Here is a 13,958-nt window from a genome sequence, read left to right as displayed (position 1 = left end):
CCACGCACAGCAGTCGAGCAAGCTCGACGCTACGAACGGCTCGGCTTCATGCGCAGTCGAGCAAGCTCGACTCTACGAACGGCTCGGCTTCATGTGCAGTAGAGCAAGCTCGACGCTACGGATCCCGTGCGGCCACCACTGGCAGGATGTGTGTGGCAATTTCGCCCAACACCTCATCCACCGTCCGCCCGCTGTCCACCAGGTTGAACAATACATGCGCCACACCCTGCGCATGCACGCGCTGCAGATAGGCCCGCAACCCATCACGGCCGACCTTCAGGCCCAGCGGCAGCGCTTCAGCCGGTGCCTGCGGATCGGCCTGCAGGTCCAGCAGCATCGACTGCACGAACGGCTTGGCCTCAGCAGCGCCCTGCGCCTGCTGCCACAGCCCGATGCGCCCTTCCTGCGCCGCCTCTTCGCGATGGTAGGTGGCCCAGCCTTCCGCTTCGCGCGCGATCCACTGCAGGCTCTGCCGCGCCGTGCCGACCACCAGCATCGGAATGCGCGCCTGCGCTGCCGGCAGCACATCGAACCCACCGGTGGCGTCGCGCAGCCGCGCCCGTTCGGCCTCGTCCGGCGACAACGCCGCACGCAGCAGCGCCCAGCGCTCGCGGAACGTGGCCGCCCTGCCCTCCAGGTCTTCACCGAACGCCGCGAATTCTTCCGGACGATCGCCCGAGCCGAGGCCCAGCACGAAACGACCGCCGCTGATCCGGTCCAGGCTCAGCGCGGATTTCGCCACGTGCAGCGGCTGCCGCAGCGGCAGCACGACGGCGGCGGTGCCCACTGCAATACGCGTGGTGGCACCGGCCAGCAGCGCAAGCCAGAGAAAGGGATCGTCCAATGCGCTGGTTATCGCATCCGGCTCCTGCGGCACCATCAGCGGCACATCGCGGGTCCACAGCGCAGCGAAACCGAGATCATCTGCCAGGCGCGCGATGCGTTGCGCTTCGGCAACGTCGGCAAGGCCGTGTGCAGCGACCGGCGTCATCAGGCCCAGGCTCAGGCCGTGTTGCGGGAACACCCGTGCACGGGCCGCATTGAAGTGGTTCATGCGCCGAGCTTATCGTGTGCGATGCACCCGCACGTCATCATGGAAGGAACACTGCATGCATCCCATCCGCCCCGCCCGCCCCGACGACCTGGCCGCGATCAGCGCGATCTGCATGGCTGCGTTCAGCGACGCCGTGGCGCCGTGGCTCAGCGCACAGGGCGTGGCAACGTTCACCCAGGTGGCCGCGGCCGATGCCTTCGCCGAGCGGCTGCAGGGTGACAACCACATCCTGGTCGCCGAACGGGAAGACCGCATCATCGGTGTGATCGAGCTGAAGGAAGGCCGGCATCTGGCGATGCTGTTCGTCGATCCCGCCTGCCAGGGCCAAGGCATCGGCCATGCCCTGCTGCAGGCCGTGCTGCCGCACCTGCGCGCACCGGGGATGAGCGTGCGCGCTTCGTTGAATGCGGTACCGGCCTACCAACGCTACGGCTTCGTCATCGATGGCGAGGTCGGCGAGTTCAACGGACTGGTCTACCAGCCGCTGAGCCTCGCCGCCCCTTGATACGTCGCCGCGCGGACGGTCAGACGAACATGCCGCCGGACGCTTCCACGCGCTGGGCGTTGACCCAGCCGGTGGACGGCGACAGCAGTGCGACCACCACCGGGCCGATGTCATCCGGTCGGCCAGGGCGACCCAGCGCGGTGATCGACGAGACCATCGCATTCATCTGCGCGTCGTCACGCACGCGGCCGCCGCCGAAATCGGTCTCGATCGCACCCGGTGCCAGCGTGTTGGCGGTGATCCCGCGCGCACCCAGTTCCTTGGCCAGGTAACGGGTGAACACCTCGATGCCGCCCTTCATCATCGCGTAGGCCGAGCTGCCCGGCAGCGAAAAGCGGGCCAGGCCGCTGGACACGTTGAGGATGCGGCCGCCATCGGCGATCAGCGGCAGCAGTGCCTGGGTCAGGAAATACGGCCCCTTCAGGTGCACGGCCACCGCGTGGTCGAACTGCGCTTCGGTGGTCTCGGCGATGGGCGCGTACAGCGCTTCACCGGCGTTGTTGAGCAGGCCCTGCAGGGCCGTCACACCCCACTGCTGCAGGGCATCGCGCAGCTGCGTGGCGAAGACCGCGAACGCCGAGCTGTCGGCCATATCCAGCGGCAGGGCCAGCGCACGGCGGCCGAGCGCCTGCACCTGCTGCACGACCTCGGCGGCGGCGTCGGCCTGCGAGCGGTAGGTGATCACGATATCGGCACCGTCGGCGGCCAGGGCCAGCGCGGCATTGCGACCGAGGCCGCGGCTGCCACCGGTGATGAGGACGACACGGGAAGAAGGAGTCATGGCGGGCACCTGTCTGGGAGGAAGTGCGGCCAGACTATTGGGATTGCCTGCGCGCATAAATCGCGCGATCCTGATTTTACTGTTCAAGCCAGACGAACAATCCATGGACCGCCTCGACACCCTGCGCGTCTTCCTGCGCGTCACCGAACTGGGCTCGTTCACCCGCGCCGCCGACAGCCTGGGCCTGCCCAAGGCCAGCGTCTCGCAGGCCATCGCCCGGCTGGAGGCCGAGCTGTGCACCCAGCTGCTGCACCGGACCACCCGCCGCGTGCACCTGACCGCCGACGGCGCGCAGCTGCAGCAACGCGCGCACGACCTGCTGGACGACATGGACGAACTGCAGAACCTGTTCCGCCACGAGCCCAGCGAGCTCAGCGGCCGCCTGCGGGTGGACATGCCCGGCGGCATGGCCCGCAACCTGGTCATTCCGCAGCTGCCCGCCTTCCTCGCCCTGCACCCGGGCATCGAGGTTGAACTGAGCGCCACCGACCGCCGCGTGGACGTGGTGCGCGAAGGCTTCGACTGCGTGCTGCGGGTCGGCACCCTGGACGACAGCAGCCTGATTGCGCGCCCGCTGGGGCAGATGCGCATCCTCAACGTGGCCAGCCCCGCCTACCTGGCCGCGCACGGCACGCCGCGCGAACTGGCCGACCTCGACCAGCATCGGCTGGTGCACTACGTGGGCACGCTCGGCCAGCGTTCACCCGGCTTCGAGTACTTCGATGGCCAGCGCTACCAGGCCTGGCCGATGCGCGGCGCGCTGACGGTCAACAGCGCCGATGGCTACAGCGCCGCCGCGCTGGCCGGGCTGGGCATCATCCAGGTGCCGGAGATGGGCGCACGCGAAGCGCTGCGCGACGGCCGGTTGGTGGAAGTGCTGCCGGACTGCCTGGCCGAGCCGATGCCGGTGAACCTGGTCTATGCGCAGCGCCGCCACCTGCCAAGGCGGGTCGAGGCGTTCATGACCTGGCTGGCCGGCCTGCTGGTAGCGGAGATGCGGTAGTGCCGGCCAATGGCCGGCAGCTGCGACGCCGTAGCCCCGGCATATACCGGGCCGCAAGCCCGACATAAGCAAACTGCATCAGCACGGGCAAGCGGGCTTCCTACAATGGCCCTTCACCCCCGTTCCTTCGAGATGCTGCCGATGCGCGCTGCCCTTCCCCTGCTGCTGGCCACCGCGCTGAGCGCCTGTTCTCCCGCACAGGCGCCGGTGGCGAGCGCGAAGGCCGCCGAAGCCGCGCCTGCAGCGGCCATTGCCTGGCGCCAGGGCGACGTCGACGATGCCTTCAACGAAGCCGCCGAGACCGGCAAGCCGGTGCTGCTGTACTGGGGCGCAGTGTGGTGCCCGCCGTGCAACCAGCTGAAGGCCGGCCTGTTCAAGGATCCCGCCTTCATCGCGCTGACCGGCAAGTTCGTGCCGGTGTACCTGGATGGTGACGAGGAAGGCGCGCAGGCCTGGGGCGAGCGCTTCGGCGTGCGCGGATACCCGACCCTGATCGTGCTCGACCCGCAGCGCAACGAGATCACCCGCGTGGCCGGCGGCAACGACGCCGCCGACCTTACCCGCACCCTGACCGTGGCCGCCAGCCGCCGCAGCGCCGTGGCCGGGACCCTGGCCACTGCCCTCTCTACCCCGGCCAAGCTGGGCGCCGAAGACTGGCAGGTGCTGGGCGACTACGGCTGGGAAGTGGATGCGAACCGCCTGGCCGGCCAGCGCGAGGCCGGCGAGGTGCTGCGCCAGCTGGCCAAGGCCGCGCCCGACGCTGCCCTGCAGCGTCGCTTCGCCCTGCTGGCCCTGGCCACCGCGGAGAAGCCGACCACGCCGCCGACTGAGGTGCGCGAGCTGCTGCAGGCGGTGCTGGCACAGCCCACCGAAGTGCGCCGCAACCGCGAGCTGCTGGGCTATGCCGGCGCCAACCTGGTGAAGCAGGCCAGCGCGGGGCCGGCCAGCAGCAATACGCTGGGCCAGCAGCTGCAGGTGGCTCTGGACCGCGCCGACGCCGAACGTGGCAACCGTGCCGACGATGCGTTGTCGCGCGCACTGACCGAAGTCTCGCTGGCCCGCCAGCAGCAGCCTGAGGGTGCACTGCCTGCGGCACTGGTGCAGCGGGTGAAGCAGCGGGTGACCGCCGCCGACGCCGCGGCCACGGATGCGCACGCGCGCCAAGCCACCATCAGCAGCGCGGTCCATGCCCTGCGCGAAGTGGGTGATGACGCCGGTGCCGAGGCACTGCTGCTGGCCGAACTGAAACGCAGCGAGCAGCCGTACTACTACATGCCCGAACTGGCCGAACTGGCCGAGAAGCGCGGCGACACCGCCGGTGCGCTGGAGTGGCTGAAGCGTGCCTACGACGGCGCGCAGGGCCCGGCCACGCGCGTGCAGTGGGGCGTGTTGTACGTGGAGGGCCTGCTGCGGCTGGCCCCGGACGATGCCCCGCGCATCGAGCAGGCCACCGATGCCTTGATTGCCGAGCTGCAGGCGCAGCCGTCGGGCTACCACCAGCGCACGAAGCAGCGTTTCGAGCGGCTGGCGGTACAGTTGAAGGCCTGGGGTGGCAAGCACCAGGGGGCGGAGACGCTGGCGCGGTTGCAGCAGCGGATGCAGCAGGCGTGTGGTGAGCAGGCAGACGGCGCGTGCCGTGGTTGGTTGAGCTGATTTCCGGTAGCGCCTGGCCATGCCCGGCGAGCGTAGCAGCTGGTAGTGCTGGCCGCTGGCCGGCAACCCGACCCTTCCTGATTGCCGGCCAGCGGCCGGCACTACTTTGACCTATTGACCTCAACCAAAGTTGAGGTGCGATAACAGTCTCCCCGAGGCCAATCCGCTGGCCTTCCCCATGGAGACTGTTGCAATGCCCTACTCGCTTCCCGCCCTCCCCTACGCCTACGACGCCCTGGAACCGCACTTCGATGCGCGCACCATGGAGATCCACCACGGCAAGCACCACCATACCTACATCAACAACCTCAACGCCGCACTGGAACAGGCCTGCATCGCCGACACCCCGGTCGAAACCCTGATCGCCGACCTAGACGCGCTGCCCGAATCCGTGCGCGGCGCGGTGCGCAACAACGGCGGCGGCCACGCCAACCACAGCCTGTTCTGGACCGTGCTCAGCGCCACCGGCGGCACGCCGGATGCCGAACTCGCCGCTGCCATCGACCGCGATCTCGCCGGCTTCGAGGCCTTCAAGGACGCCTTCAGCAAGGCCGCGCAGACCCGCTTCGGCAGTGGCTGGGCGTGGCTGACCAGCGATCGCGACGGACGCCTGCAGGTCGAAAGCAGTGCCAACCAGGACAGCCCGCTGATGGGCGCGGCGGTCGGCCTGTCCGGCAATACGCCGATCCTCGCCCTGGATGTCTGGGAACACGCCTACTATCTGCATTACCAGAACCGTCGCCCCGATTACATCGGCGCGTTCTTCAACATCATCGACTGGGCCGAGGTCGGCCGTCGCTACCGCCAGGCGCGCGCCTGATGGACGCCGGTGGCAGTGCCTATGCTGGACCGTGGGCGGGGGTCTTCCCTGCCCCGGCGCCGGCGCCCTCGGTGGACCTGCCACCGCGCGCCCTGCGCCGGCTGCTCGGCCACTACCCGACCGGCGTGGCCACCGTCCCCGCACGTGACGCGCGGGGACGCACGCACGGGCTGACCATCAACTCGTTCGTGCCGGTCTCGCTGCAGCCGCCGCTGGTGCTGTGGAACCTGGCCCTGCACGCGAAGAGCCTGCGCGTGTTCCAGCATGCGACCCGCTTCACTCTCAGCGTGCTGGGTACCGGGCAGAAAGCCCTCGCCAGACGCTTCGCCGATCCGAGTGTGCGTGAACGCTTCAACGGCGTGCCGTTGCTGGAAGGGGAGGAAGACAGGCCTCCGCGTATCGCCGATGCAGTCACACACCTCACCTGCAGCCGCCACGCGCAGTGGCCGGTGGGCGACCACCTGCTGCTGGCCGGCCGCATCATCGAGGTGCACGAAACCGGTGGCGCGCCCTTGATGTTCCATCGCGGCCGCTTCCTGCCCGGGCCGCTTGAACTGCTGCATGAGGTACAGCCATGAACATCGAAGCACTGGACGCCATGCTCGCCAGCGGCAAGGACAGCGCGCTGCTGCGCTTCGGCCTCGGCAAGAGCTGGCTGGACGCCGGCCAGCCCGTGCACGCCGCCACCCATCTGGCACGCTGCGTGGCGCTGGATCCGGAGTATTCGGCGGCGTGGAAGCTGCTCGGCAAGGCGTGGCTGGCCGGTGGCCAGCCGCAGGCGGCGCGCGCGGCATGGCAGCGCGGGCTCAGGGTGGCCGGCAGCAAGGGCGACCAGCAGGCACGCAAGGAGATGCAGGTGTTCCTGCGCCGGCTGGACCGCGCCCCGCAGGACGGCGATCCGCCGCCGATGCTGGCCAGAGCCAGCTGAAGCCCTCAGCCCGCGTTGGCGGGCGCTGGTGCCGGCAGGATGTCGGGCATCGGCAGGCGGCGCGGCTTGCTCGGGAAGGCGTGGCGCAGGATGCGCCAGACCACCTGCGCGAACTGGCGCGGCAGCGAGCCGTTGTTGTAGTGCTGGCCGTAGCGGCGGCAGATCTCCTTCACTTCCTTGGCGATGGCCGCATAGCGGTTGGCCGGCAGGTCCGGATAGAAGTGATGCTCGATCTGGTGGCTGAGGTTGCCCGACAGCACGTTGATGATGAAGCCGCCGCTGATGTTGGACGAACCGCGCAGCTGGCGCAGGTACCAGTGGCCGCGCGATTCATTGCGCAGGCATTCTTTCGGGAAGGTCTCCGACTCGGCAGTGAAGTGGCCGCAGAAGATGATCACGTAGGTCCAGACGTTGCGCATGCCGTTGGCCACCAGGTTGCCCAGCATCACCGGCAGGAAGAACGGGCCGGCCAGCAGCGGGAAGAACACGTAATCCTTCAGCACCTGGCGGACCATCTTGCGCGCCACCGGACGGGTCTGCAGCCACATCGCACGGCTGCTGATGCGCCCCTTGAACCAGCGGCCCAGGCGCAGGTCCTGCGCGGCCACGCCCCACTGGAACAGCAGCGCGAAGATCGGCGCGATGATCGGCTGCATCAGGTAGAACGGCGACCAGCGCTGTTCCGGGAAGATGCGAAGCAGGCCGTAGCCGATGTCATCGTCCATGCCACGCACGTTGGTGTAGGTGTGGTGGCGGAAATTGTGGGTCTTGCGCCAGTTGTCAGCGGTGGCAACGATGTCCCACTCGTAGGTATTGCCGCTGAGCTTGGGGTCGCCGGTCCAGTCGTACTGGCCGTGCATCACGTTGTGGCCCAGCTCCATGTTTTCCAGGATCTTGGCCAGCGCCAGCAGCAGCGTGCCGGCGATGCAGGCCGGCCACAGCAGCGGTGCCCAGAACAGCGGCGAGAACGCGCCGAGGAACAGCAGGCCACGGCCAAGCACGCTCGACCAGCGCACGGCGGCGGCCACGCGGCGGATGTAGCGGGTGTCGGAGGCGCCGAGGCTGCCCAGGATACGGTCACGGATCGCGTCGAGCTCGGCACCGAAGGCGTTCATCTCGGCGGGGCTCAGGGCACGGTCGGAAGCGCGGGTCATGGCAGCAGGTCCTCAGAGATCCAAAGTCAGGTCGGTGGTCGGTGCGCTCACGCAGATCCGCACCGGCTGCGCCGTTTCGGACTGCATTTCACCGGTGCGCAGGTGGCGGGTGGTGCCACTGACGCGGTCGCAGGTGCAGCTGTTGCAGATGCCCATGCGGCAGCCGTGCTTGGGCTTGATGCCCTGCGCTTCCAGGCTTTCCAGCAGCGAACGGCCGCGCGCGACCTTCAGCTGGCGGCCGCTGCGGGCCAGGGTCAGGGCAATCTCGCCGGCGCTGTCGGTATCGCTGAGCGGTGCCGGCGGAGTGAAGGCCTCGGCCTGGAAACCGGCGACCTGGTGCACCAGGCGCTGCCGCGCGGCGGCGACGAAACCATCCGGGCCACAGGCCAGCACGTGGCGCTGCGCCAGCGGGGTATCGTCGCCAGCCACGGCCAGCGAATGGGTATCGATGCGCGCGGCCGGTACCTCGCCCTCGCGGGTGGTCAGCAGGTGCACGCGCAGGTTCGGGGTGGCCGCAGCCAGCGCCTGCAGTTCATCGCGGAACTGGAAGGCGGCGGCGTTGCGTTCCCAGTAGAACAGGTCCACCGGCGCAGCCAGCGGGCGCTGGCAGGCCTCGCGCAGCAGGCTGCGCATGGGCGTGATGCCGCTGCCGGCGGCCAGCAGCAGCACCGGGGCAGCGGCCGGCATGTGGAAATCACCAAAGGCCGCATCCAGCCTGAACAGATCGCCCGGCTTGGCATGGTGGACCAGGTGCTGGCTGATGGTGCCGCCGTCGACCGCCTTGACGGTAATGGCCAGCTCACGGCGGCCCAGCGCGGTCGGGCTGTAGCTGCGGCGCAATACGCGCCCTTCAAGCTCCACACCCAGGGTGATGTGCTGGCCGGCGCGCATGCCGGCCCAATGCCGATTGCAGCGCAGGACCAGGGTGGCGGCGCCCTCGCCAGCCGGCTCGCGCCGGACCAGGCGCGCCAGGGGCTCGCGCAGGGTCCACAAAGGATTCAGCTGGCCCGCCCAGAAATCGAACAACGTCGGCGACAGCCAGCGGTACGGGGAAAACACGGACGGACGGATCACAGCGCTCATGGGCGCACTATACGGCCGCACATACAGCTGTGTATACATGTGTATATTGCTCCGGATTGGGTATGATTCAGCCTTGCCCCTCCGGAAGTGCCATGGCCGCCGCCACAGTTCTGTCGCCGCCCGAAGATGCCAACAGCCCGGCCCGCCGTACGGTGAGCCGCGAGGACCTGTTGGCCGCCGCGCTGAAACTGATCGGCCCGCACCGCAGCCTGTCCACGCTGAGCCTGCGCGAAGTCGCGCGCGAAGCGGGCATTGCCCCCAACAGTTTCTACCGGCAGTTCCGCGACATGGACGAACTGGCCGTGGCCCTGATCGACGTCGCCGGCCGCTCGCTGCGCACGATCATCGGCGAAGCCCGCCAGCGCGCCACATCCAGCGCAACCAGCGTGGTGCGCGTGTCGGTGGAAACCTTCATGGAGCAGCTGCGCGCCGACGACAAGCTGCTGCACGTGCTGCTGCGCGAAGGCGCGGTGGGCTCGGACGACTTCAAGCACGCCGTCGAACGCGAACTGCACTACTTCGAAGAAGAACTGCAGCACGACCTGGTGCGCCTGGCCGCACTGGACGGCGCCAAGCTCTACAAGCCCGAACTGGTGGCCACCGCCATCACCCGCCTGGTGTTCGCCATGGGCGCCACCGCGATGGACCAGCCGCCGGAGAAAGACCCGGAGCTGGTCGAACAGATTTCCACGATGATCCGCATGATCATCGTCGGCGCCCGCACCCCAGCAGCGTTCCGCCGCGGCAGGTAGGAACCAGCCGCCCGTGGTAGCGCCGGGCCATGCCCGGCGAAATGCAGGCAGATTGCGATGCGCTCGCCGGGCATGGCCCGGCGCTACCGTCAGGCGGCCCCGCCCTCGGCCTTGCGCACGAACGCTTCAAACAGCGCCAGCGTCTGCTCGCTCACATGATGCTCGATGCCCTCGGCATCACGCCGCGCCGTATCCGGGTCCACGCCCAGCGCCAGCAGGAAGCGCTCCACGGTCTGGTGCCGTTCGCGGCTGGCATGGGCCAGCGCCTCGCCTTCCGGAGTCAGGAACACGCCACGGTAAGGCCGCTGCACCACCCAGCCATCACGGGCCAGGCGCCGCAGCATCTTCGCCACCGTTGGCTGGGCCACGCCCAGGCGGGTGGCGATATCGACCTGGCGCGCCTCGCCCCCGTCGGCCAGCAGGTCCGAAATCAACTCCACGTAGTCCTCGACCAGCTCCATCCGGTGTGCCTCGCGCACCTGCCGGAAGCTCTCGACCTGGCGCTCGGCCTCGATCAAGGGGGGGGTCTTAGCCGATGTCGAAACGCCTGTCTTGCCCACGCGAGTGCCTGTCCTGCCGATGACTTCCGGATCTGAACCTGAATTCTGGACCAGTGACGCAGCAAAGACGATTGTTTCTCATTGCTAATGGATATAGCAGTGGCTATATTGCGGCCATGAACACCGTCGCGCCCACCGACTCCCCGGCCGCCCCTGCAGCCAGCCTCGGCGCGCTCAACGCCTCGGTGGCCGTGCCCGACAAGGGTCACTGGTGGTTCCGCCTGCTGGCCTTCATCGGCCCCGGCTACATGGTCTCGGTCGGCTACATGGATCCGGGCAACTGGGCCACCGACCTCGCCGGCGGTTCGCGCTTCGGCTACCTGCTGCTCTCGGTCATCCTCATTTCCAACCTGATGGCGGTGATCCTGCAGTCGCTGTCGGCGCGGCTGGGCATCGCCACCGGCATGGACCTGGCCCAGGCCTGCCGCGCGCGCTACCCCAAGCCGGTCAACCTGGCGCTGTGGGCCCTGTGCGAAGCGGCGATCATCGCCTGCGACCTCGCCGAGGTGATCGGCACCGCCATCGCGTTGAAGCTGCTGTTCGACCTTCCGCTGCTGTGGGGTGCGGTGATCACCGCGCTGGACACGCTGCTGGTGCTGCTGCTGATGAACCGCGGTTTCCGTGCACTGGAAGCCTTCGTCATTGCCCTGCTGATGATCATCTTCGGCTGCTTCCTGGTGCAGATCGCGCTGGCGGCGCCGCCGGTGATGGAGGTGCTGGGCGGCTTCATCCCGCGTACCCAGGTGGTCACCGATCCGCACGCGTTGTATATCGCCATCGGCATCATTGGCGCCACCGTGATGCCGCACAATCTTTACCTGCACTCGTCCATCGTGCAGACCCGCGCGTACCCGCGTACCGATGCCGGCCGCCGCAGTGCACTGCGCTGGGCGGTCACCGACAGCACGATCGCGCTGACCCTGGCGCTGTTCATCAACGCCAGCATCCTGATCCTGGCCGCAGCGGTGTTCCATGCAAATGGCCGCTTTGATGTGGAAGACATCGAACAGGCGCACCAGCTGCTGGCGCCGATGCTGGGCGTGGGCCTGGCCTCGACCCTGTTCGCGGTCGCCCTGCTCGCCTCGGGCCTGAATTCCACGGTCACCGCTACCCTGGCCGGGCAGATCGTGATGGAAGGGTTCCTGCATCTGCGCATGCCGCCCTGGCTGCGGCGCCTGATCACCCGTGCGCTGGCGATCATCCCGGTGGTGGTGGTGATCCTGCTGTTCGGCGACCAGGGTGCGGTGAAGCTGCTGGTGCTGAGCCAGGTGGTGCTGTCGATGCAGCTGCCGTTCGCGATCATCCCGCTGGTGCGGCTGGTGACCGACAGGGCCACGATGGGCGCACTGGTGGCCCCGCGCTGGCTGGGCAGCATCGCCTGGGTGATCGCCGTGGTAATCGTGGCGCTGAACGTAAAGCTGCTGGTGGATACCTTCGCTGGCGCGTAATTCGGAACACTGGGGTCGGATCCCTTGCCGCGGGCAAGGGCTCTGACCCCCGGTCATCAGGGCCAGTAGATCCACGCCATGCGTGGATGCTTTTCATCGCGCAAGCGGTCGCCGAGCATGGGCTCGGCTCTACAGTTAAGCATCGTTGCGGGGTCAGAGCCCTCGCCTGCTGCGAGGGATCCGACCCCAGTAGATCCACGCCATGCGTGGATGCTTTTCATCGCGCAAGCGGCAGCCGAGCATGGGCTCGGCTCTACAGTTAAGCATCGTTGCGAGGTCAGAGCCCTCGCCTGCTGCGAGGGATCCGACCCCAGTAGATCCACGCCATGCGTGGATGCCCATCACCGCGCAAACGGCAGCCGAGCATGGGCTCGGCGCTACAGGTGCAGCGCGATCGCGGCTTCAATCTGCTGCGGCGACTGGAACCCGGCCAACCGCTGCCGCTCATCCCCATCGCGGAACAGCGACAAGGTCGGCGTCTGCCGCAGCCCCAGCTCGCGGAAGAACGCCTCGCCCAGCACTTCCAGCTGCACGCGCAGCAGGGTCGTGCCCTGCCCCGCCACGCTGTTGGCCACGCGGTGCAGCGACATTTCCAGCATGCGGCACCCCGGGCACTGGTCCTTGTGGAAATCCACCAGCACCCGCGGATGCTCGGCCAGCAGCTGCTGGAACTGCTCAGGCGTGGTGGCGTCGATGATCTGCATCGTGATTGCTCCAGTAATGGGCCAGGACCGCATCGGTCCAGGCGTCGATGGCCGCAGCGTGGCGTGCGCCATGCGGCATCTGTTCGATCTCCAGCGGCGGGTGGCCGCTATTGAAGTAGCGAATCAGCCGGTGCACGGCGCCGCAGTAGTACTCCGGCCCCCACTGCGTTTCGCCGGTCCCGAACACCGCCAGCTGGCGTGGGCGCTGGCCGCGCTCGGCGATGCCGGCCACCCAGGCCTTCATCTCCGACGGCGTACGCCCGGCGTTGTCGGTCCAGGTGCCCAGCAGCACCAGGTCAGCCTCATCGGCAGCCAACGGCGCCGGCGCACGCGGGTCATCGGCCTCCTGCCAGTGCACCGCATGCCCGGCGGCCAGGCAGCGCGCTTGGATCAGCCGGCCCAGCTCGCGGGTGTTGCCGCTCAGCGAGGCCACCACCAGCAGAATGCGCAGCGCAGCGCCGGGTTCAGAGGTCGTCGAAGCCGTTGTCGACGTTGGTCTTCTTGTAACTTGCATTGCGCATCTCGAAGAAGTCGGTCTTGGTCTCGGTGAAATTGTCGGCGTAGGCCTTGATCCACGGCATCACATTGTCGGTGGTGTCGCTGTACAGGCGCTCGATGCCCAGCATGCCGGCCATCTTGTTGGCGCGGTACTTCACGTAGCGGGTCATCTCCTCGACGTCGATGCCGTCGATGCCATCCAGCACTTCCGACGACCACTGGGTTTCCAGCTCGATGGCGTGCTCGAAGGCCTGGTGCACATAGGCCGTCAGTTCGTTGGTCTGCAACTCCGGGTTCTCGCCGATGATGGCGCGGATCAGCTCGCTGATGAACTTGGTGTGGGCCAGCTCGTCGCGGTTGATGAAGCTGATGATCTTGCCGGTGCCGGTCATGCGGTTCTGCCGGACCATGTTGTAGAAGTACGCAAAGCCGGAATAGAAGTTGATGCCTTCCAGGATCGACGACTGGATCAGCGACTTCAGCAGGGTCTCGGCGGTCTTCTCGCGCATGAAATCGTCATACGCCCCCATGATCGGCGCATTGCGCTTGATGATGGTCGGATGGGTGCGCGCCAGTTCGAACACGCGGTTCTGGTTGGGCAGGTCGGTGATCGAGGCCAGCACGTAGCTGTAGCTCTCGTTGTGGATCACTTCCTGCTGGCCGATGATCGCCGCGTTGGCATGGGCGGCCGGGTCGGTGATGTACTCGGCCACGTTGTAGATGAAGCGGGTCTGCGGCGAATCGAGCGTGGCCAGCAGGCCGATGATCGAGTCATAGGCATTCTTCTCGCGCCCGGACAGCTCGCCGTACTGGCGCGCGTCCAGCTTCATGTCCACCTCGTCGGGGATCCAGAAGTTGGTCGACAGCTCCTTGTAGGCCCGATAGAACGACGGGTACGGGATGTCGTTCCAGTTGAGGATGCCGCTGGTGCGTCCGTTGATGATGCCGGTGCTGCGGTTGGGGTGGCGTGGTTCGAGGATCTTGATGCGGTCGAGGGGGGTTGCCATGGTCATCT

Annotated in this window: 16 protein-coding genes; 8 read left to right on the top strand and 8 right to left on the bottom strand. The window is 67.8% G+C overall.

What is annotated here, in order from left to right:
• Positions 1–115 precede the first annotated feature (115 nt).
• Complete coding sequence (locus tag FJU31_RS07295; protein WP_150454155.1) at positions 116–1,054, bottom strand: TIGR03571 family LLM class oxidoreductase; 939 nt, start codon at positions 1,052–1,054, stop codon at positions 116–118.
• Positions 1,055–1,109: 55 nt separating this feature from the next.
• On the opposite strand from FJU31_RS07295, the gene FJU31_RS07290 reads away from it, so the two are divergent.
• On the top strand, positions 1,110–1,559 hold the full coding sequence (locus FJU31_RS07290; RefSeq protein ID WP_150454154.1) for a GNAT family N-acetyltransferase: 450 nt from the start codon (positions 1,110–1,112) through the stop codon (positions 1,557–1,559).
• Between the two features lie 19 nt (positions 1,560–1,578).
• Here FJU31_RS07290 and FJU31_RS07285 read toward each other — a convergent pair whose 3' ends face one another.
• Complete coding sequence (locus FJU31_RS07285) at positions 1,579–2,340, bottom strand: SDR family NAD(P)-dependent oxidoreductase (RefSeq protein ID WP_150454153.1); 762 nt, start codon at positions 2,338–2,340, stop codon at positions 1,579–1,581.
• 37 nt (positions 2,341–2,377) lie between these two features.
• On the opposite strand from FJU31_RS07285, the gene FJU31_RS07280 reads away from it, so the two are divergent.
• The 5 genes from FJU31_RS07280 to FJU31_RS07260 all read left to right on the top strand — a co-directional run bounded on the left by FJU31_RS07280 (position 2,378) and on the right by FJU31_RS07260 (position 6,744).
• The gene (locus tag FJU31_RS07280) at positions 2,378–3,343 is read left to right on the top strand and encodes a LysR family transcriptional regulator (protein ID WP_246161247.1); all 966 of its coding nucleotides are present in this window, start codon (positions 2,378–2,380) and stop codon (positions 3,341–3,343) included.
• Between the two features lie 132 nt (positions 3,344–3,475).
• Positions 3,476–4,996 (top strand): thioredoxin family protein, encoded by a 1,521-nt coding sequence (locus FJU31_RS07275; RefSeq protein ID WP_150454164.1) that lies wholly within the window; start codon positions 3,476–3,478, stop codon positions 4,994–4,996.
• A gap of 193 nt (positions 4,997–5,189) precedes the next feature.
• Entirely contained in the window at positions 5,190–5,816 is a 627-nt protein-coding gene (locus tag FJU31_RS07270) for a superoxide dismutase (protein ID WP_150454151.1), read from the top strand.
• Positions 5,816–6,394: a flavin reductase family protein gene (locus tag FJU31_RS07265; protein WP_150454150.1), complete on the top strand. Its 579-nt coding sequence runs from the start codon at positions 5,816–5,818 to the stop codon at positions 6,392–6,394. The genes FJU31_RS07270 and FJU31_RS07265 overlap by 1 nt, the downstream gene beginning before the upstream one ends.
• Entirely contained in the window at positions 6,391–6,744 is a 354-nt protein-coding gene (locus FJU31_RS07260; protein ID WP_150454149.1) for a tetratricopeptide repeat protein, read from the top strand. Before FJU31_RS07265 ends, FJU31_RS07260 begins: the two co-directional genes overlap by 4 nt.
• Positions 6,745–6,749: 5 nt before the next feature.
• Here FJU31_RS07260 and FJU31_RS07255 read toward each other — a convergent pair whose 3' ends face one another.
• Complete coding sequence (locus FJU31_RS07255) at positions 6,750–7,898, bottom strand: fatty acid desaturase family protein (RefSeq protein ID WP_150454148.1); 1,149 nt, start codon at positions 7,896–7,898, stop codon at positions 6,750–6,752.
• 12 nt (positions 7,899–7,910) lie between these two features.
• A complete protein-coding gene (locus tag FJU31_RS07250) occupies positions 7,911–8,981 on the bottom strand; it encodes a ferredoxin reductase (protein WP_246161245.1) in 1,071 nt (356 codons plus the stop codon).
• 92 nt (positions 8,982–9,073) lie between these two features.
• Here FJU31_RS07250 and fabR point away from each other — a divergent pair, with 92 nt between their 5' ends.
• The gene (fabR, locus tag FJU31_RS07245; protein WP_150454146.1) at positions 9,074–9,733 is read left to right on the top strand and encodes an HTH-type transcriptional repressor FabR; all 660 of its coding nucleotides are present in this window, start codon (positions 9,074–9,076) and stop codon (positions 9,731–9,733) included.
• 89 nt (positions 9,734–9,822) lie between these two features.
• Here fabR and mntR read toward each other — a convergent pair whose 3' ends face one another.
• Positions 9,823–10,293: a manganese-binding transcriptional regulator MntR gene (gene mntR, locus FJU31_RS07240; protein ID WP_150454145.1), complete on the bottom strand. Its 471-nt coding sequence runs from the start codon at positions 10,291–10,293 to the stop codon at positions 9,823–9,825.
• Positions 10,294–10,409: 116 nt separating this feature from the next.
• On the opposite strand from mntR, the gene FJU31_RS07235 reads away from it, so the two are divergent.
• Positions 10,410–11,741, top strand: a complete 1,332-nt coding sequence (locus FJU31_RS07235) for an Nramp family divalent metal transporter (protein WP_150454144.1) — start codon at positions 10,410–10,412, stop codon at positions 11,739–11,741.
• Positions 11,742–12,118: 377 nt separating this feature from the next.
• Here the strand turns inward: FJU31_RS07235 and FJU31_RS07230 are convergent, their stop codons facing one another.
• The 3 genes from FJU31_RS07230 to FJU31_RS07220 are packed head-to-tail and all read right to left on the bottom strand — an operon-like array spanning position 12,119 to position 13,950.
• A complete protein-coding gene (locus FJU31_RS07230; RefSeq protein ID WP_150454143.1) occupies positions 12,119–12,445 on the bottom strand; it encodes a thioredoxin family protein in 327 nt (108 codons plus the stop codon).
• Positions 12,417–12,896: a flavodoxin gene (locus FJU31_RS07225; protein ID WP_246161246.1), complete on the bottom strand. Its 480-nt coding sequence runs from the start codon at positions 12,894–12,896 to the stop codon at positions 12,417–12,419. The genes FJU31_RS07230 and FJU31_RS07225 overlap by 29 nt, the downstream gene beginning before the upstream one ends.
• 13 nt (positions 12,897–12,909) lie before the next feature.
• Entirely contained in the window at positions 12,910–13,950 is a 1,041-nt protein-coding gene (locus FJU31_RS07220; RefSeq protein ID WP_079222141.1) for a ribonucleotide-diphosphate reductase subunit beta, read from the bottom strand.
• Positions 13,951–13,958 lie beyond the last annotated feature (8 nt).

Origin of the sequence: Stenotrophomonas cyclobalanopsidis (assembly GCF_008710035.1) — a bacterium.
GTDB lineage: Bacteria > Pseudomonadota > Gammaproteobacteria > Xanthomonadales > Xanthomonadaceae > Stenotrophomonas > Stenotrophomonas cyclobalanopsidis.
This window is presented reverse-complemented; position numbering and strand designations above follow the sequence as displayed.

Excerpts from the sequence above, each read along its gene's own strand:
- FJU31_RS07295 (WP_150454155.1), bottom strand. The coding sequence starts at position 1,054 with ATGAACCACTTCAATGCGGCCCGTGCACGGGTGTTCCCGCAACACGGC.
- FJU31_RS07290 (WP_150454154.1), top strand. The coding sequence starts at position 1,110 with ATGCATCCCATCCGCCCCGCCCGCCCCGACGACCTGGCCGCGATCAGC.
- FJU31_RS07285 (WP_150454153.1), bottom strand. The coding sequence starts at position 2,340 with ATGACTCCTTCTTCCCGTGTCGTCCTCATCACCGGTGGCAGCCGCGGC.
- FJU31_RS07275 (WP_150454164.1), top strand. The coding sequence starts at position 3,476 with ATGCTGCCGATGCGCGCTGCCCTTCCCCTGCTGCTGGCCACCGCGCTG.
- FJU31_RS07270 (WP_150454151.1), top strand. The coding sequence starts at position 5,190 with ATGCCCTACTCGCTTCCCGCCCTCCCCTACGCCTACGACGCCCTGGAA.
- FJU31_RS07265 (WP_150454150.1), top strand. The coding sequence starts at position 5,816 with ATGGACGCCGGTGGCAGTGCCTATGCTGGACCGTGGGCGGGGGTCTTC.
- FJU31_RS07260 (WP_150454149.1), top strand. The coding sequence starts at position 6,391 with ATGAACATCGAAGCACTGGACGCCATGCTCGCCAGCGGCAAGGACAGC.
- FJU31_RS07255 (WP_150454148.1), bottom strand. The coding sequence starts at position 7,898 with ATGACCCGCGCTTCCGACCGTGCCCTGAGCCCCGCCGAGATGAACGCC.
- FJU31_RS07250 (WP_246161245.1), bottom strand. The coding sequence starts at position 8,981 with ATGAGCGCTGTGATCCGTCCGTCCGTGTTTTCCCCGTACCGCTGGCTG.
- fabR (WP_150454146.1), top strand. The coding sequence starts at position 9,074 with ATGGCCGCCGCCACAGTTCTGTCGCCGCCCGAAGATGCCAACAGCCCG.
- FJU31_RS07235 (WP_150454144.1), top strand. The coding sequence starts at position 10,410 with ATGAACACCGTCGCGCCCACCGACTCCCCGGCCGCCCCTGCAGCCAGC.
- FJU31_RS07230 (WP_150454143.1), bottom strand. The coding sequence starts at position 12,445 with ATGCAGATCATCGACGCCACCACGCCTGAGCAGTTCCAGCAGCTGCTG.
- FJU31_RS07220 (WP_079222141.1), bottom strand. The coding sequence starts at position 13,950 with ATGGCAACCCCCCTCGACCGCATCAAGATCCTCGAACCACGCCACCCC.